Origin of the sequence: Zhongshania sp., from assembly GCF_029212375.1 — a bacterium.
Classification (GTDB): domain Bacteria; phylum Pseudomonadota; class Gammaproteobacteria; order Pseudomonadales; family Spongiibacteraceae; genus Spongiibacter.
On the sequence record NZ_JARGNU010000010.1, the window covers coordinates 25,401 to 52,168 of the forward strand.

Below are 26,768 nucleotides of genomic sequence, written 5' to 3' on the forward strand. Positions count from 1 at the left end.
CTCCGCCAAGCATGGTAGATAGTGATAATCAGACTGCCGCTACAGCGGCGGCGTAATTAATTGGCGCATCGGCGGGATCATCAAAGGTCACCCATTCCCATGCATCGGTATCTTTAATCAAGGTCCGCAAAGACGCATTATTCAAACCGTGGCCTGATTTAAAGGCTTTAAACTCGCCAATCAAGCTAGTGCCCAGCAAATACAAATCGCCAATGGCATCGAGCACTTTGTGCTTAACAAACTCATCCTCATAACGAAGACCTTCTTCGTTAAGGATACGGTATTCATCAACCACAATCGCATTGTCGACACTGCCGCCCTGCGCCAAGCCCTTAGAGCGCAGGTATTCAATTTCGTGCATGAAACCAAAGGTTCGCGCCCGACTCACTTCCTTTACAAATGAAGTGCTGGAAAAATCTAACTCGGCGTGGCCAACCCGGTCTTTAAAGACCGGGTGGTCAAAGTCGATGGTAAAAGACACTTTAAAGCCGTCAAAAGGGAGGAAACTCGCGACTTTATCACCATCTCTTACCGTCACCGGACGCTTTATACGAATGAATTTTTTCGGCGCATTTTGCTCTTCAATTCCGGCAGACTGAATAAGAAAAACAAATGGACCGGCGCTGCCATCCATAATAGGCACTTCCGATGAGCTGACTTCAACATAGGCATTATCAATGCCCAAGCCCGCCATTGCCGACAGCAAATGCTCGACCGTTGATACCCGTACGTCGCCATTCATTAAGGTGGTCGACAGAGTGGTATCACCCACATTTTCCGCGCGAGCGTGGATTTCAACAACGGGATTTAAATCGGTGCGCCGGAAAATCACACCGGTATCCGCTGGCGCTGGCTTCAGCGTCAGGTAGACCTTTTCCCCAGTATGCAAACCAATGCCAGTAGCACGAATGGTATTGCGCAAGGTACGTTGCTTAATCATGTTCACACTCACTCTATGGGCCGGACGGCTACATTTACAGGGGCGTACTTGTCTTGGTGCCAGCAAATTACTGACACCCCGCCCATGCTGTACCGGCTACAGCTAATTAATCAGCTTGGCGCCGCAGAAACGCTGGAATATCCAAATACTCCATGTCTTTGTCTGCCATTGGCGCCGGAGCCACTTCTCGCGCAACCGCCGCTTGCTGGTTGTTGCGCATAACAGTTGGCCGATCGAGCTTGCGATAATCATTGGAACGCGGCTCTATGGGCCGTGATTCAACTACTTTAAGTGGTATATCAGCGCCTATGCCATCGAGGCCAGTAGCAACCACTGTAACGCGCAATTCGTCGACCATATCGGGGTCAATTACCGTTCCAACAACGACTGTTGCGTTCTCAGAAGCGAATTCCTCGATAGTATCCCCGACATCGTTAAACTCGCCTAGGGACAGATCCAGACCTGCGGTAATATTAACCAAAATCCCGCGCGCCCCTTGCAAATTCACATCTTCGAGAAGAGGGCTGCGAATGGCGGCCTCTGCAGCCTCGCGAGCGCGATTTTCGCCAGTGGCCACACCACTGCCCATCATCGCCATGCCCATCTCTGACATCACGGTACGCACGTCAGCGAAATCGACGTTGATCATACCCGGACGAATAATCAGATCGGCAATGCCCTGTACTGCACCCAACAATACATCGTTAGCCGCTTTAAAGGCATCGAGTAAACTGGTGTTTTTACCCAAGACGGGTAGCAACTTTTCATTAGGGATCGTAATCAGTGAGTCAACGTGTTGACGCAGCTCTTTCATACCCTCTAAAGCCACCGCCATGCGCTTTTTGCCCTCGAAGGGGAAAGGCTTGGTGACCACCGCTACGGTTAAAATACCTAGCTCTTTGGCAACCTGCGCCACAACTGGCGCGGCGCCCGTACCAGTGCCGCCGCCCATACCTGCGGTGATGAACACCATATCGGCGCCCTGCAGTGCTTCTGCAATGCGGTCGCGGTCTTCCATCGCCGACTGCCGACCGATTTCGGGGTTGGCGCCTGCGCCCAAGCCCTTGGTAATAGTGGTGCCCAGCTGCAATACCGTCTTAGAGGCGACATTAGTCAGCGCCTGAGCATCGGTATTGGCGCAGATGAAATCGACACCATCAACATTACAGGCGATCATGTGCTTAACAGCGTTACCGCCACCACCACCGACACCCACGACTTTAATTACTGCGTTCTGAGGAACGTTATCTACTAGTTCGAACATTTGGTTTTCTCCCTTTTACATATTTGACCGTGCTGCCGGCACGGCCGCCCTACACCTTAAAAATTGTTTTGAACCCACTGTTTCAGGCTCGCTAAGAAACCGTTGCGTTTAACCCGTCCACGGCCGCCGTGCTCGGCCTGATGCTTGATGCCGTAATGCAGCAAGCCCACGCCGGTTGAATAAATTGGATTGCGCACGATGTCAGTTAAACCCCGCGCATCCTGCGGTACACCGATACGCACCGGCATATGAAAAATCTCTTCGGCCAGCTCAACCACGCCTTCCATCTTTGAAGTGCCGCCGGTCAGCACGATGCCCGCCGCGCACAAATCTTCGTAGCCACTGCGCCGCAGTTCGGCTTGAATTAGCGTGAATAGCTCGTCGTAGCGGGGCTCCACCACTTCAGCCAGCGCCTGGCGAGATAATTCCCGCGGGGCGCGCTCGCCAACACTGGGCACTTTAATCATTTCGCCTTCGCCCGCGAGCTGCGTCAGCGCGCAGGCGTATTTAATTTTGATCTCTTCTGCGTACTGAGTCGGGGTGCGCAGCGCCATGGCAATGTCATTGGTAACTTGATCGCCGGCGATTGGAATTACACCGGTATGGCGAATCGCGCCATCGGTAAAGATCGCGATATCGGTGGTACCGCCGCCGATATCCACCATGCACACACCCAGCTCTTTCTCGTCCTCGGTCAACACTGCGTAGCTCGAGGCCAACTGCTCCAGAATGACGTCTTCAACTTCTAGGCCGCAGCGGCGTATGCATTTTTCAATGTTTTGCACTGCATTTACGGCGCAGGTCACTAAATGCACCTTGGCTTCGAGCCGAACTCCAGACATGCCCAGCGGTTCTTTAATGCCCTCTTGCTCATCAATCACAAATTCTTGCGGCAAGATGTGCAACACTTTTTGGTCAGCCGGTATCGCCACCGCTTGGGCCGCGTCAATAACCCGATCTAAATCCAGCTGAAATACTTCGCGGTCGCGAATCGCGACAATACCGTGAGAGTTGAGGCTGCGAATATGATTGCCCGCAATACCCACATACACGCTGTGGATCTCGCAGCCGGCCATCAACTCAGCTTCTTCTATAGCGCGCTGAATGGAGTGCACGGTCGACTCAATATTGACCACCACCCCTTTCTTCAGACCGCGAGACGGGTGCGAGCCAATGCCTATAATTTCCAGCTTGCCGTCTTCGTTGCTCGAGCCAACGATAGCCACCACTTTCGAGGTGCCGATATCAAGGCCGACAATCATCCGGCTTGCGTGTGAACTAGCCATTGCTTTGCTTCTCCCAAGTTTGCGATCCGTTGTGCGCCGGCAACTCCATTGCCAGAGCAATTTCCTTAGCCATTACCTTTTGCACCTTTTGTTTCATCCCACGCCACCGCCAAGCCATTGATATAACGTGTATCAACACGTTTAACTCGATCAAAGTCTGCCGCCAATTGATGGCGGTACACCCACATAAAACGCCGCAATTTTTCCAGCGGCTCTTGGCGCCCCAAAATCAGCACCGCGCCTCCGCTTAAGGTTGCCGTCCACGCGCCGCGATCGTTCATTTCTAGGCGCTGTAAAATTAATTCTTCATCGCCAAGCAGCTGACTCATCAAGCGGTACTGGCGCATAATTTCTATGGCACTGCCATCGGGCCCGCTCAGTAGCGGCAGGCCAGCATCGTCGGCCATGCCCTTTGTGGGCAAAAATATTTTGCCGCGGTGATTTAGCAAACCACCATTACCCCACACCGCGATGGGTGCCTCTTCAACAATCGTAATCTTTAATTCTCGAGGCCAAACCCGCTCCACAATGGCCCGATACACCCAAGGCTCTTGCTCTAACTCGCCTTGGATTGCCTCTAAATTAAGCCCCACATAACCTATTGCTAAATGCCCAGTTACTCGGTCGACCAACACATCGCGGCTGACGTGGCGCAGATCACCGGCAAACACCACCCGATCAACAGGAATAGCGTCTAACTGCCGCCCCAATTGCTCTACGCCGTAAACAAAACCAACCACCGCCGCAACCAAAATTAGGCGGTTTAAAATACGCCCCCACTCACGCTGTACTCGCGACTCCTTTGGCGCCGCAGATTTGCGCGCTTTCAGGCGATTTTGCTTGCCACTCAGGAGCTTCATTTCAAACCACGTTCGCCGCGATGCTGCCCGCCAAAATGGCGAGCACTAACTGGTCAAAATTTAGACCCGCCTGCTTTGCCGCCATTGGCACTAAGCTGTGGTCGGTCATCCCTGGCACGGTATTCACTTCTAATAAATAGAATTTCCCCGCCGCGTCGCGCATCACATCAACCCGGCCCCAACCAGCGCAGCCCAAGCTGCTAAACGCTGCGAGTGCCAACTCACTCAGCTCTTGCTCTTCAACCGCGCTCAAACCGCAGGGGCACAAATAACGCGTCTCATCAGAAATATACTTGGCGTTAAAATCGTAAAACGCGGCATCGGTTTCTAATTTAATCGCCGGCAAGGCCTTGCCGTTTAATATCGCTACGGTGTATTCGCTGCCACTAATCCACTGCTCGGCGAACACCCGGCCATAGGCTTGGGCATTTTGCCAAGCATCGGCGAGTTCGACAGCATTTGCCGCACGGGCCATACCAATACTCGAACCCTCACAGGCTGGCTTAACAATGACCGGCCCTAAATCGTTGATAATGCCCTGCCAATCACTGTTTGCGGTTAACTCGGCAAAACGCGGAGTCGACAAGCCCACGCCCAGCCACAGCAACTTGCAACGAAACTTATCCATCGCCAAGGCCGAGGCCATCACACCGCTGCCGGTATAGCAAATATCCAAGCATTCCAGCGCGCCCTGCACAGTGCCGTCTTCACCGCCAGGGCCATGCAAGGCGATAAACACGTGGCTAAACTCGCCACTGAGGCGCTGCATCCAACCGGCATTTGCCACATCAATGCCTTCTACCGCAATGCCCTGACGCTCAAATGCAGCCATTACCGCCGCGCCGCTTTTCAGGGAAATTGCACGCTCCGCCGAGCGGCCGCCCAGCAGTACGGCTAGCTTGCCGCCAATCGCCTGATTTATGTTTGCTATTGCTATGTCACTCATTGCCGCGACCTACACCCAATCTTGACTGGCTAATTGCAGCGCCAAGGCGCCAATATTTCCCGCGCCCTGGGTGAGCAGTACATCACCAGCGCGAATACGGGGTTTTAAAATGTCAAAGGCAGCCTCGGTATTCTCAACAAATACTGGCTCTAAACTGCCTTGCAAACGAATGCTGCGGCACAGGCTTCGACTGTCGGCGCCCGGTACCGGCTCTTCACCAGCGGAATACACATCCAACAGCAAGAGGCTGTCGACGGTGGACAATACCCGTACAAAATCCTCGTACAAATCTTTGGTCCGACTATAGCGATGCGGCTGATACAGCATCACTAGACGGCGATCTGGCCAGGCTTGGCGAGCCGCAGAAATCGTCGCGGCCACTTCGGTGGGATGATGGCCGTAATCGTCCACCAACATAAATTCGCCATTGGCCAGCGGCAGTTCGCCGTAGCGCTGAAAGCGACGGCCCACACCTTGGAAATTAGCAATACCGGTGCAAATAGCCTCAACCGGTAAACCTTCATCGGTCGCTACGGCAACCGCTGCGGTAGCATTCAACACGTTGTGAACACCGGGCTGCTGAATGCTGAGTTCGATATCACTGCCATCGGGACGCGCAACATTAAAGCGGCTCTGCATGCCCAGCTTTTGCAGGGAGTGAATACGAAAATCGGCGTCTTCACTAAAGCCATAGGTCAAGGTGGGGCGGGCAATATCTGGCAGAATGTCGCGCACCACTGGGTCATCAATACACACCACCGCCATGCCGTAAAACGGCAAATTGTGTAAAAACTCGATGAACGTGCGCTTTAACTTGCTAAAGTCGCCGTCGTAGGTCGCCATGTGGTCGGCTTCAATATTGGTAATCACCGACACCATGGGCTGTAAATGCAGAAAGGAAGCGTCACTCTCATCCGCTTCTGCCACCAAATAGCGACTCTCACCTAGGGCCGCATTGGTGCCAACACTATTCACGCGGCCGCCAATCACAAAAGTGGGATCTAGGCCGGCCTCGGCAAAAATAGCGGTGATTAAACTAGTGGTAGTCGTTTTACCGTGGGTGCCCGCCACCGCGATACCGTGGCGGTAGCGCATCAATTCTGCCAACATTTCCGCGCGGCGCACAATTGGCACCCGCTGCTGTCGGGCAGCAGCTATTTCCGGATTACTCTCGTTCACGGCACTGGAAACCACGACCACATCGGAGTCGCCAATATTCTCGCCGCGATGGCCAAAAGCGACTCGTGCGCCCAGCTGCTGTAAACGCGCCGTACTCGGCGAGGCCTTAAGGTCTGAGCCAGAAATCACATAGCCCAAATTCAACAGCACTTCGGCAATACCGCACATACCCACGCCGCCAATACCAACGAAATGAATACGTTTCACCCGGCGCATTTCAGGAACCACAAAAGGATGCTTAGGACTCATTGGCAAACTCCATACAATAATTTGCGGCAACGTCAGCTGCATCTATTTTGGCAAGCCGCCTTGCGGCCTCGGCACAAATCAACAATGACTCCCTATTTGCACTGGCACTTTTCAACCAATCACATAAAGCGTCGGCATTAAAAGCCGACTGATCAATAATTTCGCCGGCGCCGCCATCCACAAACCACTGGGCATTGGCACGCTGATGGTCATCAATTGCGTGGGGCAATGGAATTAACAGAGCCGGTACGCCCGCTGCCGCTAGCTCGGCTACCGTCAGTGCGCCGGCGCGGCAAATAACCACATCGGCCCAGCTGTAGGCGGCCGCCATATCGTCAATAAACGCTTCAGCGCGAACCGCGATGCCCGCCGCTTGATACGCTTGCTGCACTTGTTCTTCGTGGGCACGGCCGGTCTGATGCCACAAGGTCGGCCGCTGCGGCTCGGCAAGTTGCTGCCATGCTGCGAGTACCACATCATTTATCGGTTTGGCGCCTAAGCTTCCGCCCAGCACTAAAACCCGCAGGCCGTCACTGCGCTCAGCCCAGCGGCTGGCTGGGGCGGCTATCGCTGCAATTTCGCGGCGCACCGGATTGCCAATATAGCGATTGCGCTCGCCACCCAAGTCGATGGGATAACCGGTTAAACAGAGCCGCGCAATTTTCGCTAGCAAGCGATTAGTGGTGCCCGCGACCGCGTTTTGCTCTTGAATCAATACCGGCACACCCAACAACTTGGCAGCCAAACCACCGGGGCCAGAGGCGTAACCGCCCATACCCACCACACAGAAGGGCTTCAATTTCAAAATCAGACGCATGCTATGCAATACTGCGAGCATCGCTTTGCCAATGGCGAGCAGACGAAATACAGGGTTTTTGCCCCGCACACCGGCCATATTCAAGCAGTGCAAAGGCAAACCTGCGGCAGGTACCAAGCGCGCTTCGATGCCCGCCGCCGTGCCCAGCCAATGAACGCTCACATTGCGTTCGGCCAGCGCCGACGCCACCGCGAGCGCGGGGAAAACATGCCCGCCAGTGCCACCGGCCATCATTAATACTGTTTGCTCAGCGGCCATCTTGCCTCCGGCATTCCAGTTCGATTCGTCCCACCAGCGACACCATTGCCATACACACAATTAAACTACTGCCGCCATAACTGAAAAACGGCAGGGTCAAACCTTTAGTCGGTAGCAAGCCGGTATTTACGCCCATATTGATAAAGGCTTGGCCGCTGATCATGACCGCGATACCGTAGGCCACAAACGCGTGAAATTGCTTACCCATCATTTCGGCGTAACGGCCAATAAACAAAATTCGACCAATTAAGCCCGCAAACAGTACCAGCACCAGTAGGCTGCCAATAAAGCCAAACTCTTCGGCAAAAATGGCGTACACAAAGTCGGTGTGCGCCTCGGGCAAATAAAATAATTTCTGTACGCTATTGCCCAAGCCCACGCCACTTATTTGGCCGCGACCAAAAGCAATAAGCGACTGGGTGAGCTGATAGCCGGTGTTGAACTGATCTGCCCAGGGGTCGGTAAACGCGGTGAGGCGCTTCATGCGATAGGGCTCAAAAATAACCATCGCCACGGCGCCAGCAACACAACTTAAAATCACCAGCAAAAATTGGCCGAGCTTTACGCCACCCAAAAAGATCATCACAAACGCGGTGCCAGCGGTAACGACCGTCGCACCGAAATCCGGTTCTAACATCAGCAATAACGTCACCGCAAACAGCAACGCCATGGGCTTAACAAAACCTGACCAACTCTGCCGCACTTCGTCGCGACGGCGCACCAAGTAGCCGGCCAGATAAAAAATGACGCACAGCTTTACAAATTCCGAAGCCTGCAAAGTCAGTGGCCCTACGCCCAGCCAGCGCCGACTACCGTTAACTTCTTTGCCAACGCCGGGAATCAAGACCAAGGCTAACAGCACAAAACCAAATAATAACCACAGCCAACCCGTGCGCTCCCACAGTTCGACCGGCGTCAGATACATGACCACGCTCAAGCCAAAGGCCAAACTAAAGTGGAAGAAATAACGCTTGGCAAAAAAGAAAGCATCACCGTAGCGGCTTGCCGCATGCTCTACCGAGGCCGAGGTCATGGCGATAAAACCAATCACCAATAGGGCGACCAGCAAGAGCTGCAAATGGCGGTCAAATTGACGCAACTCGGTCCAGCGCGACTGCATATACGTCGTCATTGCAGCCCTCCCGCCAGTGCCATTACCGCCTCGGTAAAGACGTCGCCGCGATGCTCGTAATTATTAAACATGTCGAAACTGGCACAGGCCGGTGACAGCAACACCACATCGCCAGCTCGGGCATTTGCCGCCGCAGCGCGAACCGCAGAAGGCATGTCCACGCAAAGTTCAGCGGGCAAACGGCCATCAAGCATACTGAGCATCGCTGGCCCAGCTTCGCCAATTAACACCACGGCGCGCCCGACATCCAACAAGGTATCAATCAGCGGCTTAAAATCAGCACCTTTACCAATGCCGCCGGCTATTAGCACGACTTTGCCAGCACCACTCAAGCCCCGTAACGCCGATACTGCCGCACCAACATTGGTGCCCTTAGAGTCGTTGTAAAAGCGTAAACCCTGCCACTGTGCAACAAATTGGCAGCGATGAGCTAAGCCGGTAAATTCGGTGAGTGTGCTGAGCATCGCACTCATCGGCAGGCCAGCTGCAGCACCCAACGCCAACGCCGCCAAGGCGTTGCTAATATTATGCAGTCCAGCCATTTTTAAGGCCGACACTGGCAACAAAGCCTCTCTGGCCAACGCCAAATACTGCTCGCCGTCTTCTTCTATTAAACCAAAGGCGCGAAAATCTGAGCGCCCCAAACCAAAGCTCCACTTTTCGACGGCGTCGGGAATCAGTGGCGTACTCAAGGCGTCATCGCGATTAATAACAACCTTTTTACATTCGCGGAAGATGCGATGTTTGGCTTGGTGGTAGGCGATCATATTGCCGTGATGATCTAGATGATCTTCACTCACATTTAATACCGTCGCCACTTCAGCGCCAATAAATGCGCAGCGCTCTAATTGGAATGACGACAACTCCAGCACATAGAGTTCGGCGCGGTCGTCGAGCAACTCCAGCGCCGGTGTACCCAGATTGCCACCCACCGCACAGCGCCAACTCGCATTGACCGCCATTTCGGCCACGAGCGTGGTCACGGTGCTCTTACCGTTAGAACCGGTAATTGCAACAATGGGCGCCTTAGCCTCGCGGCAAAACCATTCAATATCGCCGGTAATGACCACGCCTGCCGCCTTAGCGGCAGCTATCGCAGGCTCCGCCAAAGAAATGCCAGGGCTAATTATTAATTCAGTTGCCGACAAAAATTGATCGGCGGTGAACGCACCTAAAATTGGCGTTACTGTGGGGAATTCGGCCTTAAAAAGCGCAAGCTCCGGCGGTGCATCGCGGCTATCGGCAATCGCAAAGGACAAGCCTCGGCGGGTAAAATGACGGGCGATAGAAAGCCCAGTTTTACCCAAACCGATAATGACCCGCCTATTGTCGGATGCGATTAAACTCACGTTACCCATAACTCCCGTTTTTAATTAGCGCAGTTTTAAAGTAGCCAAACCAAATAAAACCAACATCACTGTAATAATCCAAAAGCGCACAATTACCCGCGGCTCTGGCCAACCTTTTAATTCAAAATGGTGGTGTATCGGCGCCATGCGAAAAATGCGACGGCCGGTTAATTTGAACGAGGCCACCTGCAAAATAACCGACACGGTTTCTAATACAAAGATGCCGCCCATAATAAAAAATACAATTTCGTGGCGAGTAATTACTGCGATGGTGCCCAAGGTTGCGCCTAGGGCCAGTGCGCCAACATCACCCATAAATACCTGCGCGGGATAAGTGTTAAACCACAAAAAGCCAAGACCCGCGCCCGCCAGCGCACCGCAAATAACAATGAGTTCACCGGCACCCGCCACGTAGGGAATATGCAAATATTCTGCAAACTTCACGTTGCCCGTTAGATAGGCGATTAAACCCAGCGCCGCGCCAACCATTACCGTTGGCAGAATTGCTAGGCCGTCTAAGCCATCGGTTAAATTCACCGCATTGCTGGCGCCAACAATCACAAAATACGTTAATACAATAAACAGCGGGCCCATTTGCCAACTGACGTTTTTCAAAAACGGTATAAACAATTGTGTGTTTACTGAGCTGTCGGCAGTCATATACAAATACACCGCCGCGCCGAGCCCCGCCACGCTTTGCCAAAGGTACTTCCAGCGAGCTGGCAGTCCACGTGGATTGCGCTCAATGACTTTACGATAGTCATCGATCCAACCCACCGCGCCAAAAATCGCGGTTACAATTAATACCGTCCACACATAGTGGTTCTTAAGATCCGACCACAGCAGGGTGCTAATAAAAATCGCAACCAATATCAGCGCGCCACCCATGGTCGGCGTACCAGATTTACTGAGATGCGACTGCGGGCCGTCGTCGCGCACCGCCTGACCAATTTGATGAAAATTCAGTTTGCGAATCATCACTGGGCCAATCATTAATGAAATCGCCAGTGCAGTTAACACCCCAAGGATGCCGCGAATACTCAGGTATTGAAAAACGGCAAAGCCGCTTACGTATTGGCTTAAATATTCGGCTAGAAGCAACAACATTTCAGTTGTTCCTCCGCGTCAATTCTGCCGCCATGACATCGACCACCACTTCCATTGCGGCGCTGCGTGAACCCTTAACCAATACCGTATCCCCAAGCTGTAAGTATGTTTTTAGTGCCGAGATCAAGCTCGGCTTATCGTCAAACGCATGGCCATTGCCACCAAACTCTACCGCCATCATGGCAGCGTACTCGCCCAGTAAAAATACACTGTCTAAGCGATTTTCCCGCGCGTAAGCCGCTATTTCACGATGTTGCTGCGCGGCTTCATTACCCAGCTCGGCCATATGTCCGAGCACCAAAATTTTTCGCCCCTTGGCGGCCGCTAATACGTCTATGGCCGCCCGCACCGAACCGGGGTTGGCGTTATAACTGTCATCAATCAGCGCTATGCCGGCAATTTCGCGACGCAATAAACGCCCGCTCACACCGCGCACCGACTCCAAGCCACTAACAACCTGGTCGAGACTCGCGCCCGCCGCCAGTGCCGCTGCCGCAGCGGCTAGGGCATTGGCAACCATATGCCGCCCCGACAAGGGCATACACACCTGCGCACTTCCGGCAAAACTAACGAGTTCAAAACGAACTTTGCCTGGCTCACTCAGATCAATATCTCGCGCAAACACATCGACATCCTCCCGCACCAAACTGAATAAGCGCTGTTGCACATCCCGGGCATAAGACTGCCAGAGCGCGCAGTGAGCATCATCCGCATTGATAATGGCGAGGCCGCCCTTCGCTAAACCGCGAAATATCTCGCCCTTGGTTTCAGCCACGCTGGTCAGTGAACCAAAGCCAGCAATATGCGCAGGCTGAGCATTGGTCAGCACGGCAATAGTCGGCTGGGCAAATTCACAGAGGTAGTGGATATCACCTTGTTTTGCAGCGCCCATCTCGATCACTGCAAATTGGTGTTGCGCAGAGATAGCGAGCAAACTTAAGGGCACGCCAATCTCATTATTTAAATTGCCAACCGTGGCATACACCTCGCCACATTGTGCGAAGATCGCGGCCAACATTTCTTTGGTGCTGGTCTTACCACTGCTGCCAGTAATCGCAACGAGCGGACCTTTGAAACGACGGCGATTTTCCCGCGCGATTAAGCCCAGTGCGCGACGGGTATCTGTGACCCTGACATTGGCCAAAATATCCCGAGTATCGCTAACAATTGCCGCTGCCGCGCCGGCCTCTTTGGCCGCCGCAACAAATTGATTACCATTAAAATTTTCGCCACTGAGGGCAACAAACAAATCGCCACGTTGAACTTGGCGGCTGTCGGTGCAGACCCGCTCAATAGTCACGTTTTCACCCGTCAACACGCCCTGCGTTGCAGCGGCGATGGCTTGTAAATTCATTGGCGCAATCATTCTGTCGGCCTCGCAGCTAGTGCTAGCCGTGCGCACTGAACATCGCTAAAGGGCAACCTGCGACCGGCCACTTCTTGATAGTCCTCATGACCTTTTCCGGCAATCAGTACCACATCGCCAGATTTAGCAGCGGCAATCGCCGCAGCAATCGCCGCATCTCGCTCAGAAACCACCTGCGGTGAGCGGGTCATGCCAGCACATATCTCTGCAATAATAGCGGCGGGCTGTTCTGAGCGCGGATTGTCATTGGTCACCATAACGCGGTCAGAAAATTGTTCGGCAATAGCGCCCATCAACGGCCGCTTGCTGCGGTCGCGGTCACCGCCGCAACCCATGACGCAAATCAATTCACCTTTGGTAACCGCGCGCAGCGCCTGCAGCACTTTTTCAAGCGCGTCTGGGGTGTGGGCATAATCAATTACCGCCAGCACGCCATCTTCTGAGCGCAAGCATTCCATACGACCGGGAACCGGTTTTAAGCTTGGAATTGCATCAGCTATTGCCGTCGCAGTGACTCCCAAGCCCAATAGCACCGCACTTGCCGCCACTAAATTAGAAAGGTTAAAACTGCCCAGCAGTGGCGACTGCAACTGAAAACTGCCCCAAGGGCTGTGAACCTGCGCTGCGATACCCTGCATATCGCAGCGTACATCGGCGGCGTAAACTGCAGCTTGGGAATCGCTAATACTAAAATCAATAGTTTGCTTAGCTGTCGATTCGCTTAGCAGCTGACGGCCAAACGCGTCGTCGCGGTTAATCACCGCCAAGGGCAAATCTGCCCATTTTAATAGACGCGCTTTCTCTGCGCCGTAAGCCGCCATGGATCCGTGGTAATCCAAATGATCTTGGCTCAAATTAGTAAACACCGCCGCGGCAAAATTCAATGCTTCCACTCGGTGCTGAGCAAGTCCGTGCGAAGACACCTCCATCGCCGCCCAATTAGCGCCGCCATCGCGCCAGTCACTCAATAGCGCCTGAATCGATACCGCATCTGGCGTAGTGTTATTGCCGCTATTCAAGCGGCCAAAGCGGCCATTACCCAAGGTGCCAATTAAGCCGCAGGGCTGGCCGATAGCTTCCAGCAGCTGCGCGACCATCCATGCACAAGAGGTTTTGCCATTGGTGCCCGTAATACCAATAAGCTGTAATTGGCGTGACGGCCGACCGTAAAACCGGCCCGCAATTTCACTTAAGCGAGCGTCTAAATTTTCGATCACCACCACCGGCAGCGACCATTGACTATCATCAAAGGGGGCGTCGGCAATCACGGCAACTGCACCCGCAGAAATCGCCGCGTGAATATAGTCACGACCATCCACTTGGTGGCCTTTAATGGCCAAAAACACATCGCCAGCCTTTATTTTGCGACTGTCTATGGCGATCCCCGTTACCGGCACCGCGGCAACTTCGTGGCTTAGACCTGGCAGTAAGTCACCCAGTAAACGCGGTAATGTATAGCTTTGTTGGTCTGCCATCACGCTGACGCTCCTACCTTTACTACCGGCTTGGGCTCAGTCTCTTCTAGATTGTCTGGCGCGATATTCAGCAGCCGCAGGGCATCTGAAACCACTTTAGAGAACACGGGCGCAGCCACGAGGCCACCAAAGTAATCACCCTTGGGCTCATCAATCGTCACTACCGCCACAATTCGCGGATTGCTCGCCGGCGCCACGCCAGCAAAAATGGCGAAATAGCGATCTTCGGCATAGCCGCCGGCAATCGCCTTGTGCGAGGTTCCGGTTTTGCCGGCAATGCGATAAGCGTCAACCTGAGCGCGGGTTGCGGTGCCGCCTAGTTCAGTTACCTCTTCCAACATATCAACAACTTGGCGGGCGATTTTGGCTGAAATGACTTGCTGTTGAACCGGTTTTTCTTTGCGTTTGAGCAGTGATACCTGCTGAAATACGCCGCGATTCGCAAATACCGAGTAGGCCTGCGCCAATTGTAAATTTGTCACGGTGATTCCATAGCCAAAGGCAAACGTGGCTCGCTCAATAGGCCGCCAGTTTGGTCGATTGGGCAACACTCCGCTGCTTTCGCCAGGAAAACCGGAATTGGTTGAACGACCCAAACCAAAGCGGTCGAACACACCCCAAATATCGTGTTCATCTAGCGACAGTGCAATTTTAGTGGTACCCACTTGGCTTGACTTTTTCAACACTTCGGCCACGGTCAACACCCCGTAATTACGGTGATCCTCAAGTAACTTCCTTCCCACTTTGATGTAACCTGGGTTGGTGTTGATCTTGGTGTCTGGCTGGTATTTGCCGCTTTCCAGCGCGGCCACCATCGTTAGCGGCTTGACGGTTGAACCGGGTTCAAACATGTCAATAACCGCGCGATTGCGCAGGGCATCTGGCGTTAATTGATTGCGGTTATTGGGGTTAAATGAGGGCTGATTAACCAAGGCTAATACTTCGCCACTATCACTATCGATAATAACGACCGAACCGGCTTTAGCGCCGGTTCGGTTTATTGCTGCTTTAAGTTCTCGGTAAGCGAGATACTGTAAGCGTAGATCAATACTCAACTGGACATTTTTGCCGGGGCTGGCCGCCTCCCCAGCGTCGATCTCCCTAATAATATTGCCGTATAAATCTTTTAATACCCGTTTTCGTCCAGGCGTTCCGTTCAACCATTCATCATAGGTAAGTTCGAGACCCTCTTGGCCACGATCATCAATATCGGTAAAGCCCAGCAAATGCGCGGTCACTTCCCCTGCCGGATAAAAGCGGCGATATTCGCGTTGCAAATACACACCAGGGATCTTCATTTGCATAAGCGCCTGCGCTGCAACAGGCGGCAAATGGCGACGCAAATACATGAATTGGCTGTCGCCATAACGCTCTATTCGGCGCGACAATTCACCGACTGACATTTCCAGCGCCCCAGCCAAGCGCGCCCAGTCACTTTTAGCGCCGCTCAGTTCTTGGGGGTTTGCCCATATAGAGGCCACGGGCGTACTCACTGCCAGTGGCTCACCGTTGCGATCAGTAATAATTCCACGATGAGCAGGGATCACTTCGGTGCGGTTGGTGCGCGCATTGCCTTGGCCTTGCAAGAATTGGTAGCCGCGATCAACATCGAGTACTTGCAGGGTAAGTGCACGCCAAGCCAATAAACAGGCAAGCAGCAGCAGGCCGCCGAGCACTATACGGAAGCGCCAGAGCGATATTTGAACTTTAGCCTGCTTTGCCATAACCCCGAACCATTTTGACTTCCCGTATATTGGGTGCCTGCATTTTTAATTTTTGTACCGCCATGTCCTGAACTCTATCTGGCGATGCCCAAGTGCTCTGCTCCAGTAGCAGGCGCCCCCACTCCTCTTCCAGCGACATCGCATCGCGGCGCAAATCCTGTAATTCACCAAATAGCTTGCGGCTCTTGTGAGAGCTCTGAATAACCGCAATACACGACATCACCACCAATAGCAGCAAGACTGGCACCAGCAAGCCACCCACCGGCGCTGGCGCAGAGAGTTCCGATGCTCTACTACTGCGTTGCCCAGCTGCCCGCATGGCTATGCACACTCATCTAAAGCGATTTTTTCCGCCACGCGCATCACCGCGCTGCGCGAGCGCGGGTTTAACGCAACTTCATGCTCGGTAGCCTTAACCGCCTTGCCAATAATTTTTAACTTGCGATTGCGCTGGCTCTCGGTCACTGGAATATATGCCGGCACCTTGTCGCCCTCGGCCTGACGACGCATAAAACGCTTAACGATGCGGTCTTCGAGGGAATGGAAACTAATCACCACTAAACGACCGCCCACTTCGAGATTGTCGACAAGCTTGCTCAGCAGCTTCTCTAAATCTGTTAATTCATCATTAATAAAGATCCGTATCGCTTGAAAGCTGCGCGTTGCCGGATGCTTGTGCTTTTCCCAAGCCGGATTGGCCTCGGTGACTATTTTTGCGAGCTGCAAGGTACGCGTAATCGGCTGCTCTTCCCGCGCGGCAATAATTGCCCGAGCTATGCGCTTGGCAAAACGCTCCTCGCCGTAGTCCCGCAATACCTTAGTGATCTCGGCTTCGTCGGCCACCGCAATCCACTGGGCGGCACTCATACCGCGATCGACGTCCATGCGCATATCCAAATCGCCGTCGCGCATAAAACTAAAGCCGCGCTCGGCTTGATCCAATTGCGGCGACGAAACCCCTAAATCCAGCAGCACCCCAGTAAACGGCGCCGCCATGCCCTCGGCGTCGGCAAGTTCAGCGAAATCTGCGAATGATCCCCGAGCAATTTGAAAACGCGTATCTGCAGCGCTCAACTCAAGCCCCTCAGCAAACGCGTGGGCATCTTTATCGATACCCAGTAAGCGGCCGTCGGCACTCAAGCTCGCCAGTATTTGCCTACTGTGGCCACCACGGCCAAACGTGCCGTCGATATAGCGGCCACTGGTATTTGTTACCAATGCGCTCACGGCCTCGTGCAGCAATACTGTTAAATGTTGTTCCAAATGACACTCTCTCTATAGTGACAGCGACAACATCTCGTCTGGCATATCGTCACCCTCTCCCGCTGCACCAAGCCAGTCAAACCATCCCGACTCGCTCCACAGCTCTAATTTTTTACCCTGACCAACCAATAACAGCTTTTTCTCAAGGTCAGCGTAATCGCGTAATGGTTGCGGCAATAGCACTCGGCCGTTGGCATCCATTTCTAGAGGGGTGGCGTAACCCAGCAACAGCCGCTGCGCTAGTCGCGCCTTGCGGTGAATATTGGGTAGCGCCTCAATTTTTGGCAGTAAATCCAGCCATTGTGGCTCGGGGTACACCAGCAGACAGCGCTCTTCGGTATGGGCGGTAATAACTAAACGCCCGCCGCACAAAGACACCAAGGCGTCGCGTATTTTGGCTGGTATCGCCAAACGCCCTTTGCTGTCCATTGTTATGGCATGACTACCTAGGAACACATTCCCCACCTTTTCCCACTAAAAAAACCATTAAAAACCACAAAAAACCACTTTTACCCACTAAGCGACACTATAGGAACTTGCAAGCCCTAGTGTCAAGCTGGGGCTGAGGGAAAATAGAGGGATTTTTCTTAAAAATGTCAGTAACTTGCGTGCAAAAGTGGAGTAAGGAAGACGCCCAAAGCCAACTATATAACTGGAAACAAAGGCATGAGAAAGCGACTTAATGTATTACATTAAGTGCTAGGAGATTTTCAACGTAATGGGGGTAAAAAGTGAGTCGGCCGATAAGCCGGGTTCTGTCTTGGACGACCATTCATCTGGGATCTGCGTCACCGCAAACCTCTAGCAGCCTACCCGAATCCACTGTGGGCCACAGCATTGGATTCCTATTTGGCCTTGCTCCAGGCGGGGTTTACCATGCCACGAACTGTTACCAGTCGCGCGGTGCGCTCTTACCGCACCATTTCAACCTTACCGGCAGCTTGCGCTACGTAGGCGGTTTATTTTCTGTTGCACTTTCCGTAGGCTCGCACCTCCCAGGAGTTACCTGGCGCCTTGCCCTGCGGAGCCCGGACTTTCCTCCCTGCAGCGAACTGCCGAGCGATCGTCTGGCCGACTCAACTGTAAGAATAACCAGTAGTTAGAGCCGACGCAAGCGCTATTTTCCGCAACAGCTAGAGCGGATTCTCAATACCGTATTGATATAGCTGATTTTTCTTAATGCCGGTGATTTTTGCACACAGCGCCGCCGCCTGCTTTAAAGGCAACTCGCCGCGCAAAACATCGAGTATTTCAATAACCGCAACTGGGATGCCGTCATCGCCACCAAAGCCGGCGATCAAGAGCACGCACTCGCCGCGCTGCTGATTGCTGTCGGCGCTCACCCACTCCAACATTTCGGCGGCGGGCAACCGTTTAACAGTCTCAAACAATTTCGTTATTTCTCTGGCCAACACCACGGTGCGCTCAGGCCCCATCACGGTGAGCACATCGGCCAAGCTGTCGCGGAGCCGATGCGGCGCCTCGTAGAAAATCATGGTGCGGCGCTCGCGCACTAGGGCCGTTAAGGTCGCCTGTCGCGCATGTTGCTTGGCAGGCAAAAAACCCTCAAACATAAACCGGTCCGAGGGCAGCCCAGCCACACTCAGCGCTGCGATAACGGCGCAAGCACCAGGAATTGGCACCACCTTAAAACCCTCGCGCAGTGCAAGATCGACCAATCGATAACCCGGATCAGAAACCAGCGGCGTACCGGCGTCAGAAATCAAGGCAAGATCTTTGCCGTCACGCAAATGGCCGAGCAAGCGCTCGAGAGCGGCATTATTACTGTGATCATGATAAGCCACCAAGGGCGTATCAATGTCAAAATGCTTTAATAGCGGACGACTGTGGCGGGTATCTTCCGCCGCGATGAGCGCAACTGTTTGTAGGACCTCTATGGCTCGGGGTACCATATCTGCCAAATTCCCGATTGGCGTCGCAACAACGTAAAGGGTGGGGCTAATTTCCACAACGGATGCCTCGCTCGTAATACATGACCGCGCAGACTAACAATGGCTTATCAATGAAGACAAGAACTTTTGCTTTTGCACTTATTTGCAGCCTAATGGCTAGCTGCGCCTCCACACCATCGACGACCTCGGTTTATACTCGGCCCAGCATACAAAAGCCCTTACCCAAACCCCGCCCTACCGTCGTTTCACCCAGCGATTTCAATCCCGCCACCGCAGATGCCAGCTTGGTTGAGCAATGGCTGGCCGAAGCTGCCACCTTAGACTCTGATGACGCCGCCGACCTGCTGCTCCGCGCCGCAGAGGTCTTGCTCAGAGAGGGCGAGCTCGCGCGGGCTGACGATGTGGTTGGCGAACTTATTGCCCCAGAACTAACTTCAGAGCAGGCACTTCACCTTGCGATCATTCGCGCACGGGTTCATCGCGGTCACGCTGAATTTGCCGAGGCACTTGCAGAGCTGTCTGACCCACTCATTGAATCAGCGGTAATTGACGCCCCCGTTCGTCGCCAAATGCAATACAGCCAACTGCGGGCAAGCCTATTTCAGATCGAAGGCGACCATCTCGCTGCAGCAAAAGAGTGGATATTCATCGACCCCCTTCTCAACCCCAGCCAACAAGCGGCAAACAGAGAGGCTATTTGGCTGTCACTAATGCAAATCCCCACAGCCACCCTCATTGACAATATTGGCAGCAACGGCAACCGCGACTATCTCGGCTGGCTAGAGCTCGCTTCTATCGCTAAAGACAATCAAGGCGATATCGAAGCACAAGTGCGACAGCGCGACACGTGGCTGGCGCGCTGGCCCACACACCCCGCGCACAACTCACTACCTGGCGGGCTAGACAAATTAGATGACCTTATTATTGAACGCCCCGACCAAGTTGCCTTAATTTTACCCGTCACCGGTCGCCTCGCCGCCTACGGCAAGGCAATTCGCGACGGATTCTTCGCCGCTTATTACGAAACCCTTAACCAGGGCGGCAGCGTGCCGACAATCAAGCAGTACGACAGCAATAACAGCAATATCGATGCCCTTTACCAGCAGGTAATTACTGAGGGCAGCAAGCTCGTTATTGGCCCCCTTGAAAAAGAAAACCTAAGCGCACTCACCGCAAGCCGCCCGCAGTCTATGCCGGTACCGACCTTGGCGCTAAACCGAATAGACGGCAATCATTTTCCCAGCGGCCTCTATCAGTTCGGTCTAAACCCCGAGGACGAAGCCGCGCAAATTGCAGACATTGCACTGGGCAAAGGCTATAAACGCGCACTGATTATTATTCCCGAGGGCCCCTGGGGCCAAAAAGTTGCCGATGCATTTAGTGGCCGCTGGCAGCAGCTGGGCGGTAAAATTGTTGCCAGCCAAACCTTTGACGCCAGTAAAAACAATTACTCAAAACAGATTAAAAATATTCTAAATATTGATAAAAGCGAACATCGCCTGCAGCGACTACAGCAAATTATTGGCCTGCGCCCAAACTATGAGCCCTACCGCCGCACCGACCTAGACTTTATATTCTTGCTTGCCCGCCCCAATGAAGGCCGCGCTATAAAACCTTTATTGGCCTACCACTACGCGGGCGACATCCCCGTATACGCAACCTCACACATCTATCGTGGCAATAGCGCGCCCACCAAGGATCAAGATATTAATGGCGTGCGCTTCATCGATATTCCATGGATTTTCAATGAGAAATCAGACATCCGTCGCGACATAAACAACGGCATCCCCTCGAGCGCTGGCTACCAGCGAATGTACGCACTTGGCGTAGACAGTTTTCGCCTACATTTGCGCCTAAAGCAATTGCGCAACGGTGATAACGGCAAGGTATTCGGCGAAACCGGTACCCTCAGCTTAAATAAGCTTGGCCAGATAGAACGCGAGCTGTCCTTAGCTGAAATCCAAAATGGCATTGCCGTAGTCAACCCAATAAATGCCGTAGAACAAGATCAGCCTTAAATGTTTGGGCGTGCAACCGAAGCAGATGCCGGCAAGCGCGCAGAGCGCGCTGCCAGCATCTATTTGGAGCAGCACAAACTTAAAATTATTGAACGTAATTACCGCTGCCGCTTGGGTGAAATAGATATTATCGCCCTTAGCACTACGCATTTGGTGTTCGTCGAAGTTCGCTATCGGCGCAGCGCCAACTTCGGTAGTGGCGCCGAATCCGTGACCCCTCGCAAGCAGCAGCGGATCATGCTCACCGCCCGCCACTACCTTGGTAGCGGTGCATGCAGCGCCAAGTACCGTGAACTTCCATGCCGCTTTGATGTCATTGAAGCTAGCCCCACACAACGGGGTGAGCTGCACTTCAATTGGCTACCCAATGCTTTTCAGGAGTGAGACAACAACACCGTGGAATATTCAGAGCAAGTAATAGACCTGTTTCATCGCCACATTGAAAGCTGCATGTATACGATGGAGTCGCTGAGCGACGCCATCGTGCAAGCCAGCCAATGCATCGTGGAAAGTATGCTGCACGAACATAAAGTCATATGCTGTGGCGAAGGCAGTAGCGGCTTGATCGCCCACCACTTGGCCACCAATTTGCTTACCAGTTTTCAGCACGAGCGGCCGGCCCTGCCGGCGATGATTCTCAGCGCTGACGCCGCTACCGCCATTGCCGCCGACTCCAGCTACAACGACATCTACGCAAATCAAATTCGCGCCCTAGGCCAAGCAGGTGACTGCTTGGTGCTGTGCTACAACGGCAACGGATCTACTGCAACGCTGCGGGCCATTCAGGCCGCCCACGAGCGCAATATGCGGGTAATCTCACTCTGCAATCTAAACGGCGGCGACGCTAGCTCGTTGCTCTCCCCAGAAGACGTCGAACTCGCCTTCCCAGTAGAGGACCGCGCCCGCGTCACCGAAATGCAACTTATCGCCATTCACAGTATTTGTGAACTTATTGACAGCCAACTTTTTGGAAGCCCATAGCTATGAACTCTTTTCAACGAATTAGCATCCCAATATTACTTGTCAGCTTACTTTGTGGCTGCACCCAAATACTGACCGCCACAACTGATAAACCCATAGAGGAAGACCCCGGCAGCCGCAGTTTAGGCAGCTACCTAGACGACGAAATCATCGAGACAAAGGCCTTAGTCAATATTCGCAAAACCGATCCCGCGCTGCAGAGTGCCCGCATTAGCGTTACCAGCCACAACGGCATTGTATTACTCACCGGCAATGCCCCGAACGAACGCCTAAGCCAATTGGCCAGCGAAGTGGCGAATGAAGTTAAGAAAGTCCGCAAGGTGCATAACGAACTTGCAATCGGCGCCGACGTGAGCATGCTGGCACGCAGCAATGACGCATGGATTAGCACTAAAGTGAAAAGTCGTTTATCTCTCGACGACAAGCTCGACGCGTCGAAAATCAAAGTGGTCACCGAGAATGGCATTGTCTACTTGATGGGCCTAGTATCGCAGGCCGAGTCTGAAACTGCATCGAAAATCGTTAGCGAGACTAGTGGTGTACAAAAAGTCGTTAGGGTATTTGAATACTACTAAGAACAACGCGTAGGCCTACAGGCATTCGCAGGAAACACAGGTATAAAACGAAAAACGGGGCTGATTCTCATCAGCCCCGTTTTGCTTTACTTTACTACTCTTAGGCTTGGCTTCGCTTTCGCTTTGCCGCTCGACAACTTACTGAGACTCGCCGTTGGCCTCGGCCCTGGCGGCTTAGGCGGCAGGTCCGGCTCTTCGGTTTCAAACAGCATGCCTTGACCGTTTTCCTTGGCATACACACCCAATACCGCAGAGATCGGCGCACTCACTTCCTGCGGTACACCGCCAAAACGGCCGCTAAAGGTTAAATAATCGTTACCGACATTCAAACCCACTACCGCTGACGGCGATATATTGAGCACAATTTGGCCGTCCTGCACATACTGCTGGGGCACAAAAACCCCTTCGTGCAGCGCATTCACAAGTACATAGGGAGTGCAGCCGTTATCGACTACCCATTCGTAAATTGCCCTAATCATATAGGAACGGCTTGATGTCATTGCCATATTTATTCGGCCAGCGGCTTAGGCTACTGACGCCTCGCTACGATTTTCACGCTCTTTTTCAGTCAGGCTTTCTTGGAAGGAAGGCCGCTCAAACAAACGCGTCATATAATCGAACAGCGGCTTAGACTGACGAGTTTGCGGAATAACCACACCCAGCTGGGGCAAACGCCACAAAATTGGTGCCAAACAGCAATCAACCAAGGTAAATTCATCGCTCATAAAAAATGGTTTTTCAGCGAAGATTGGCGCCACTGTCAGCAGACTATCGCGCAGCTCTTTGCGGGCTTTGTCGGCGTTCTTTTGATTGCCACCGAGCAATAGCTCATCAACCAAGCGGCACCAGTCGCGCTCGATACGATAAATATACTGACGGCTTTCACCACGTGCAACTGGGTAAACTGGCAGCAACGGCGGGTGCGGGAAGCGCTCGTCCAAATATTCCATCATGACTTTGGATTCATACAAAGCCAAATCGCGGTCAACCAAAGTTGGTAGCGAATTATACGGATTCAATTCGGCGACTTCTTCCGGCAAAGTGCCCGGCTTTACATCGACGATATCAACAGTTACGCCTTTTTCGGCCAATACAATTCTCACCCGATGACAGTAATGACTCGCTGCGTCGGAAAAGAAAGTCATGGTAGAACGCTTGGCAACAACGCCCATTGATCTCACCTCAAATTATCAAACTAAAAACAACAAACGGGCAGCTCCATAAAGAACCGCCCGCTGACTCTTACCCGCCTGCCCAAAAACCGGCGCAAGCTGATGGATTTTTAATGCACGTCTTTCCAGTATTCGCGATTCAACAAGAAGGCAAATACGAAGAACAAAGCAATAAACAGCAGCACAAAAACACCAATGCGCTTACTTTTTACCTGCGAAGGCTCGCCGATATATTCCAAAAAGTTAACCAAGTCATAAACGACTTTATCATACTCTGCTGGACTCAGGGCGCCCTCAGGGCTGTAGGTAAATGAACCGCAGGGGTTAAGCGCCTTGCCATCTTCACCAAAAAGAATATCTTCGCCGGTCAATTCGTCGCGCAATACGCCGCCGTTATGGGCGTGAACTGGACCAGGTGCGCACTCAGGCATACCCTGCAACTCAGCCATAACATGGGGCATACCCACGTCTTTAAAGACTTTATTGTTCACACCATAAGGGCGCGACGGATCCGCGTAAAAGGTGCGCAAATAGGTGTACAACCACTCAGGACTACGAGCGCGCGCCACCAACGTTAAATTAGGCGGTGCCGCGCCAAACCACTTTTTTGCGTCGGCAGGGGCCATTGAATTGTGCATAAGTGATCCGATTTTGGCGTCACTATCAAATTTCAAATGGCTCTCAAATAGCTCCAGCGGAATACCAAGATCTTCAGCAGTGCGCTGGTAACGCGCATAGTTCAGCGAGTGACAACCCATACAATAGTTCATATAGGTCGCTGCGCCGCTCTGCAAAGATGGCAGGTCGGTAACATCGGTTTCGATATGATCACAGGCCACAGTGCCGCAATCAAAGTTAGACTCTGAACCCGCCGCTTTAAGTGGCAGCACAGTTAACAGAATCACAACCAATAACACCAACATACTCTTCCAGAAACCCATACCACCATCGGTAGTACGAGTAGGCTCCGGCTTGGTCGCTTCCCATTTAGTCCAGAACGGCATCAGCAAGAAGAAGGCAAAGTAGATCACCGAGCAGATACGCGCCAACAAAGTCCGCGCTTCGGTCGGCGCCTTCACACCCAATACACCAAGGATTAAGAAAGAGGCAACAAAAATCAAAATGGCCGCTTTACTGAAATTACCTTTGTAACGAATCGACTTAACTTTGCTGCGATCCAACCATGGCAGTAAGAACAAAATGGCTACCGAAGCGCCAAAGGCCATAAAGCCCATTAGCTTATCCGGCACAGCGCGCAGCACTGAATAGAACGGCGTGAAATACCAAACCGGTGCAATGTGCTCAGGGGTTTTCAAGCCATTAGCAATTTCAAAGTTGGCGTGTTCTAGGAAGTAACCGCCCATCTCCGGCATAAAGAACACAATAGCGCAGAAAACAAACAGGAAGACCGCAATCGCCGTTAAATCATGAACGGTGTAATACGGGTGGAAAGCCACGCCATCCAGAGGTATGCCATTGGCATCCTTGTTTTTCTTGATTTCTACACCGTCGGGGTTATTTGAACCCACTTCGTGCAGCGCCAGCAAATGCAGCACAACCAAGGCAATCAGGATAATTGGCAAGGCAACAACATGTAGAGCAAAGAAACGGTTTAGAGTCACCCCAGAAATAAGGAAGTCGCCGCGAACCCACTGCACAATATCGTCACCGACTACAGGTATCGCGCCAAATAGCGAAATAATAACCTGCGCACCCCAATAGGACATTTGCCCCCAAGGCAGTACATAACCAACAAAGGCTTCGGCCATCAGCGCAAGGAAGATGAACATACCGAAAACCCAAATCAATTCACGGGGTTTTTGGTATGAGCCATACAACAGGCCGCGGAACATATGCAGGTAAACCACAATAAAGAATGCCGAAGCACCGGTGGAATGCATATAGCGAATGATCCAACCAAAGTCGACATCACGCATGATGTATTCAACAGAGTTGAATGCTTCTTCAGAGCTGGGGGTAAAACTCATGGTTAGCCATACGCCGGTCAGCAGCTGGTTAACCAGCACTACTAGCGACAACACACCAAAGAAATACCAGAAATTAAAGTTTTTCGGCGCGTAGTATTTACCCATATGGGTATCCCACGCACGCATGATTGGCAGACGGGCATCAACCCAATCGCGCAAACCCACTAGCATTTTGACCATTACGCAGCCCCCTGATCAATACCGATAACAAGCACACCGTTACCCTCAAAGGAATAAGGAGGGACAACAAGGTTTTGAGACGCTGGTGAACCCTGATAAACACGTCCAGCCAAGTCAAAGCGCGAACCGTGACAAGGGCAGAAGAATCCACCTAGCCAAGCTTTACCACCTAGATCAGGCACACCCACTTCTGGGTGATGCTTAGGCGCACAACCCAAATGCGTACACAAGCCGACCAGAACCAAATATTCCGGACGAATTGAGCGAGTAATGGTTTCAACATAGGCAGGCTGATCCGAACCGGTCGATTCAGGATCTTTAAGATATTGTGCTAGCTCGTTGAGACCAGCAAGCTGTTCTTCGGTGCGACGCACCACATAAACAGGTTTGCCACGCCATTCAACAACAACCATCTGACCCGGCTCAAGCTTACTAATGTCAGCCTTTACTGGCGCACCGGCAGCTTTTGCTTTAGCACTAGGGTTCCAAGAACCCACAAATGGCGTTGCTATACCAACGGCCCCGGCGGCACCAACAACAGATGTTGCGGCCGTCAGGAAACGTCGACGCCCTGTATTTACGCCGTCATTACTCATGACGATTCCCCCATAACATACGAAAAGTCAGGCTGGCCCCGCTAGATGAGCGGAACCCACTCCAAAATTCCAAATGGGCCAAATACTAATGAACTTGACCCATTCTGACAATAATAATGCGCGACAAAGA

The 26,768-nt window shown here is 52.8% G+C and carries 25 protein-coding genes and 1 other RNA gene; 4 read left to right on the forward strand and 22 right to left on the reverse strand.

Annotated features, from left to right (window positions below):
• Positions 1–28 precede the first annotated feature (28 nt).
• From lpxC to rsmI, 18 genes are all read right to left on the reverse strand, one after another.
• The gene (gene lpxC, locus P1U47_RS11460) at positions 29–940 is read right to left on the reverse strand and encodes a UDP-3-O-acyl-N-acetylglucosamine deacetylase (protein ID WP_301029065.1); all 912 of its coding nucleotides are present in this window, start codon (positions 938–940) and stop codon (positions 29–31) included.
• A gap of 106 nt (positions 941–1,046) precedes the next feature.
• Positions 1,047–2,204, reverse strand: coding sequence for a cell division protein FtsZ (gene ftsZ, locus P1U47_RS11465; protein WP_008251578.1), 1,158 nt, complete (start codon positions 2,202–2,204; stop codon positions 1,047–1,049).
• A gap of 56 nt (positions 2,205–2,260) precedes the next feature.
• A complete protein-coding gene (gene ftsA / locus P1U47_RS11470; RefSeq protein ID WP_301029066.1) occupies positions 2,261–3,490 on the reverse strand; it encodes a cell division protein FtsA in 1,230 nt (409 codons plus the stop codon).
• A 65-nt stretch (positions 3,491–3,555) separates the two neighbouring features.
• A complete protein-coding gene (locus tag P1U47_RS11475; RefSeq protein ID WP_301029067.1) occupies positions 3,556–4,350 on the reverse strand; it encodes a cell division protein FtsQ/DivIB in 795 nt (264 codons plus the stop codon).
• A 1-nt stretch (position 4,351) separates the two neighbouring features.
• On the reverse strand, positions 4,352–5,296 hold the full coding sequence (locus tag P1U47_RS11480; protein WP_301029069.1) for a D-alanine--D-alanine ligase: 945 nt from the start codon (positions 5,294–5,296) through the stop codon (positions 4,352–4,354).
• 9 nt (positions 5,297–5,305) lie between these two features.
• Positions 5,306–6,724: a UDP-N-acetylmuramate--L-alanine ligase gene (gene murC, locus P1U47_RS11485; protein WP_301029070.1), complete on the reverse strand. Its 1,419-nt coding sequence runs from the start codon at positions 6,722–6,724 to the stop codon at positions 5,306–5,308.
• Positions 6,714–7,799 (reverse strand): undecaprenyldiphospho-muramoylpentapeptide beta-N-acetylglucosaminyltransferase, encoded by a 1,086-nt coding sequence (gene murG, locus P1U47_RS11490; protein ID WP_301029072.1) that lies wholly within the window; start codon positions 7,797–7,799, stop codon positions 6,714–6,716. The genes murC and murG overlap by 11 nt, the downstream gene beginning before the upstream one ends.
• Positions 7,789–8,931, reverse strand: coding sequence for a putative lipid II flippase FtsW (gene ftsW, locus P1U47_RS11495; protein WP_301029073.1), 1,143 nt, complete (start codon positions 8,929–8,931; stop codon positions 7,789–7,791). The genes murG and ftsW overlap by 11 nt, the downstream gene beginning before the upstream one ends.
• On the reverse strand, positions 8,928–10,289 hold the full coding sequence (gene murD / locus P1U47_RS11500; RefSeq protein ID WP_366943159.1) for a UDP-N-acetylmuramoyl-L-alanine--D-glutamate ligase: 1,362 nt from the start codon (positions 10,287–10,289) through the stop codon (positions 8,928–8,930). The genes ftsW and murD overlap by 4 nt, the downstream gene beginning before the upstream one ends.
• Before the next feature lie 15 nt (positions 10,290–10,304).
• On the reverse strand, positions 10,305–11,387 hold the full coding sequence (mraY, locus tag P1U47_RS11505) for a phospho-N-acetylmuramoyl-pentapeptide-transferase (RefSeq protein WP_301029075.1): 1,083 nt from the start codon (positions 11,385–11,387) through the stop codon (positions 10,305–10,307).
• 1 nt (position 11,388) lies between these two features.
• Entirely contained in the window at positions 11,389–12,753 is a 1,365-nt protein-coding gene (gene murF, locus P1U47_RS11510; protein WP_301029077.1) for a UDP-N-acetylmuramoyl-tripeptide--D-alanyl-D-alanine ligase, read from the reverse strand.
• Positions 12,750–14,228, reverse strand: coding sequence for a UDP-N-acetylmuramoyl-L-alanyl-D-glutamate--2,6-diaminopimelate ligase (locus tag P1U47_RS11515; protein ID WP_301029079.1), 1,479 nt, complete (start codon positions 14,226–14,228; stop codon positions 12,750–12,752). The genes murF and P1U47_RS11515 overlap by 4 nt, the downstream gene beginning before the upstream one ends.
• Positions 14,228–15,952, reverse strand: coding sequence for a penicillin-binding protein 2 (locus P1U47_RS11520; protein ID WP_301029080.1), 1,725 nt, complete (start codon positions 15,950–15,952; stop codon positions 14,228–14,230). The genes P1U47_RS11515 and P1U47_RS11520 overlap by 1 nt, the downstream gene beginning before the upstream one ends.
• Positions 15,936–16,271 carry a cell division protein FtsL gene (gene ftsL / locus P1U47_RS11525; RefSeq protein ID WP_301029081.1) on the reverse strand — a complete coding sequence of 112 codons (336 nt, stop codon included), beginning with the start codon at positions 16,269–16,271 and terminating at the stop codon, positions 15,936–15,938. The genes P1U47_RS11520 and ftsL overlap by 17 nt, the downstream gene beginning before the upstream one ends.
• A 2-nt stretch (positions 16,272–16,273) precedes the next feature.
• A complete protein-coding gene (gene rsmH, locus P1U47_RS11530; RefSeq protein WP_301029082.1) occupies positions 16,274–17,215 on the reverse strand; it encodes a 16S rRNA (cytosine(1402)-N(4))-methyltransferase RsmH in 942 nt (313 codons plus the stop codon).
• A gap of 12 nt (positions 17,216–17,227) precedes the next feature.
• A complete protein-coding gene (mraZ, locus tag P1U47_RS11535) occupies positions 17,228–17,671 on the reverse strand; it encodes a division/cell wall cluster transcriptional repressor MraZ (RefSeq protein ID WP_301029084.1) in 444 nt (147 codons plus the stop codon).
• A gap of 272 nt (positions 17,672–17,943) precedes the next feature.
• Positions 17,944–18,294: RNase P RNA component class A (rnpB, locus tag P1U47_RS11540), an RNA gene on the reverse strand.
• Between the two features lie 54 nt (positions 18,295–18,348).
• On the reverse strand, positions 18,349–19,206 hold the full coding sequence (gene rsmI, locus P1U47_RS11545; RefSeq protein WP_301029202.1) for a 16S rRNA (cytidine(1402)-2'-O)-methyltransferase: 858 nt from the start codon (positions 19,204–19,206) through the stop codon (positions 18,349–18,351).
• Between the two features lie 32 nt (positions 19,207–19,238).
• On the opposite strand from rsmI, the gene P1U47_RS11550 reads away from it, so the two are divergent.
• From P1U47_RS11550 to P1U47_RS11565, 4 genes are read left to right on the forward strand one after another with little or no spacing between them, the layout of a single operon-like run.
• On the forward strand, positions 19,239–21,146 hold the full coding sequence (locus P1U47_RS11550; RefSeq protein ID WP_301029085.1) for a penicillin-binding protein activator: 1,908 nt from the start codon (positions 19,239–19,241) through the stop codon (positions 21,144–21,146).
• The gene (locus tag P1U47_RS11555; protein ID WP_301029087.1) at positions 21,147–21,530 is read left to right on the forward strand and encodes a YraN family protein; all 384 of its coding nucleotides are present in this window, start codon (positions 21,147–21,149) and stop codon (positions 21,528–21,530) included.
• A gap of 12 nt (positions 21,531–21,542) precedes the next feature.
• The gene (locus P1U47_RS11560) at positions 21,543–22,127 is read left to right on the forward strand and encodes an SIS domain-containing protein (RefSeq protein ID WP_301029088.1); all 585 of its coding nucleotides are present in this window, start codon (positions 21,543–21,545) and stop codon (positions 22,125–22,127) included.
• Between the two features lie 2 nt (positions 22,128–22,129).
• The gene (locus P1U47_RS11565) at positions 22,130–22,702 is read left to right on the forward strand and encodes a BON domain-containing protein (protein WP_301029089.1); all 573 of its coding nucleotides are present in this window, start codon (positions 22,130–22,132) and stop codon (positions 22,700–22,702) included.
• An 86-nt stretch (positions 22,703–22,788) separates the two neighbouring features.
• Here P1U47_RS11565 and P1U47_RS11570 read toward each other — a convergent pair whose 3' ends face one another.
• From P1U47_RS11570 to petA, 4 genes are all read right to left on the reverse strand, one after another.
• Complete coding sequence (locus P1U47_RS11570) at positions 22,789–23,202, reverse strand: ClpXP protease specificity-enhancing factor (protein WP_301029204.1); 414 nt, start codon at positions 23,200–23,202, stop codon at positions 22,789–22,791.
• Between the two features lie 24 nt (positions 23,203–23,226).
• A complete protein-coding gene (locus tag P1U47_RS11575; protein ID WP_301029090.1) occupies positions 23,227–23,874 on the reverse strand; it encodes a glutathione S-transferase N-terminal domain-containing protein in 648 nt (215 codons plus the stop codon).
• Between the two features lie 110 nt (positions 23,875–23,984).
• Positions 23,985–26,042 (reverse strand): ubiquinol-cytochrome c reductase, encoded by a 2,058-nt coding sequence (locus P1U47_RS11580; RefSeq protein WP_301029091.1) that lies wholly within the window; start codon positions 26,040–26,042, stop codon positions 23,985–23,987.
• On the reverse strand, positions 26,042–26,638 hold the full coding sequence (gene petA, locus P1U47_RS11585; RefSeq protein WP_301029092.1) for a ubiquinol-cytochrome c reductase iron-sulfur subunit: 597 nt from the start codon (positions 26,636–26,638) through the stop codon (positions 26,042–26,044). The genes P1U47_RS11580 and petA overlap by 1 nt, the downstream gene beginning before the upstream one ends.
• Positions 26,639–26,768 lie beyond the last annotated feature (130 nt).

Coding starts and splice junctions, on each gene's coding strand:
- lpxC (WP_301029065.1), bottom strand. CDS start 940: ATGATTAAGCAACGTACCTTGCGCAATACCATTCGTGCTACTGGCATT.
- ftsZ (WP_008251578.1), bottom strand. CDS start 2,204: ATGTTCGAACTAGTAGATAACGTTCCTCAGAACGCAGTAATTAAAGTC.
- ftsA (WP_301029066.1), bottom strand. CDS start 3,490: ATGGCTAGTTCACACGCAAGCCGGATGATTGTCGGCCTTGATATCGGC.
- P1U47_RS11475 (WP_301029067.1), bottom strand. CDS start 4,350: ATGAAGCTCCTGAGTGGCAAGCAAAATCGCCTGAAAGCGCGCAAATCT.
- P1U47_RS11480 (WP_301029069.1), bottom strand. CDS start 5,296: ATGAGTGACATAGCAATAGCAAACATAAATCAGGCGATTGGCGGCAAG.
- murC (WP_301029070.1), bottom strand. CDS start 6,724: ATGAGTCCTAAGCATCCTTTTGTGGTTCCTGAAATGCGCCGGGTGAAA.
- murG (WP_301029072.1), bottom strand. CDS start 7,799: ATGGCCGCTGAGCAAACAGTATTAATGATGGCCGGTGGCACTGGCGGG.
- ftsW (WP_301029073.1), bottom strand. CDS start 8,931: ATGACGACGTATATGCAGTCGCGCTGGACCGAGTTGCGTCAATTTGAC.
- murD (WP_366943159.1), bottom strand. CDS start 10,289: ATGGGTAACGTGAGTTTAATCGCATCCGACAATAGGCGGGTCATTATC.
- mraY (WP_301029075.1), bottom strand. CDS start 11,387: ATGTTGTTGCTTCTAGCCGAATATTTAAGCCAATACGTAAGCGGCTTT.
- murF (WP_301029077.1), bottom strand. CDS start 12,753: ATGATTGCGCCAATGAATTTACAAGCCATCGCCGCTGCAACGCAGGGC.
- P1U47_RS11515 (WP_301029079.1), bottom strand. CDS start 14,228: ATGGCAGACCAACAAAGCTATACATTACCGCGTTTACTGGGTGACTTA.
- P1U47_RS11520 (WP_301029080.1), bottom strand. CDS start 15,952: ATGGCAAAGCAGGCTAAAGTTCAAATATCGCTCTGGCGCTTCCGTATA.
- ftsL (WP_301029081.1), bottom strand. CDS start 16,271: ATGCGGGCAGCTGGGCAACGCAGTAGTAGAGCATCGGAACTCTCTGCG.
- P1U47_RS11550 (WP_301029085.1), top strand. CDS start 19,239: ATGAAGACAAGAACTTTTGCTTTTGCACTTATTTGCAGCCTAATGGCT.
- P1U47_RS11555 (WP_301029087.1), top strand. CDS start 21,147: ATGTTTGGGCGTGCAACCGAAGCAGATGCCGGCAAGCGCGCAGAGCGC.
- P1U47_RS11565 (WP_301029089.1), top strand. CDS start 22,130: ATGAACTCTTTTCAACGAATTAGCATCCCAATATTACTTGTCAGCTTA.
- P1U47_RS11570 (WP_301029204.1), bottom strand. CDS start 23,202: ATGACATCAAGCCGTTCCTATATGATTAGGGCAATTTACGAATGGGTA.
- P1U47_RS11575 (WP_301029090.1), bottom strand. CDS start 23,874: ATGGGCGTTGTTGCCAAGCGTTCTACCATGACTTTCTTTTCCGACGCA.
- P1U47_RS11580 (WP_301029091.1), bottom strand. CDS start 26,042: ATGGTCAAAATGCTAGTGGGTTTGCGCGATTGGGTTGATGCCCGTCTG.
- petA (WP_301029092.1), bottom strand. CDS start 26,638: ATGAGTAATGACGGCGTAAATACAGGGCGTCGACGTTTCCTGACGGCC.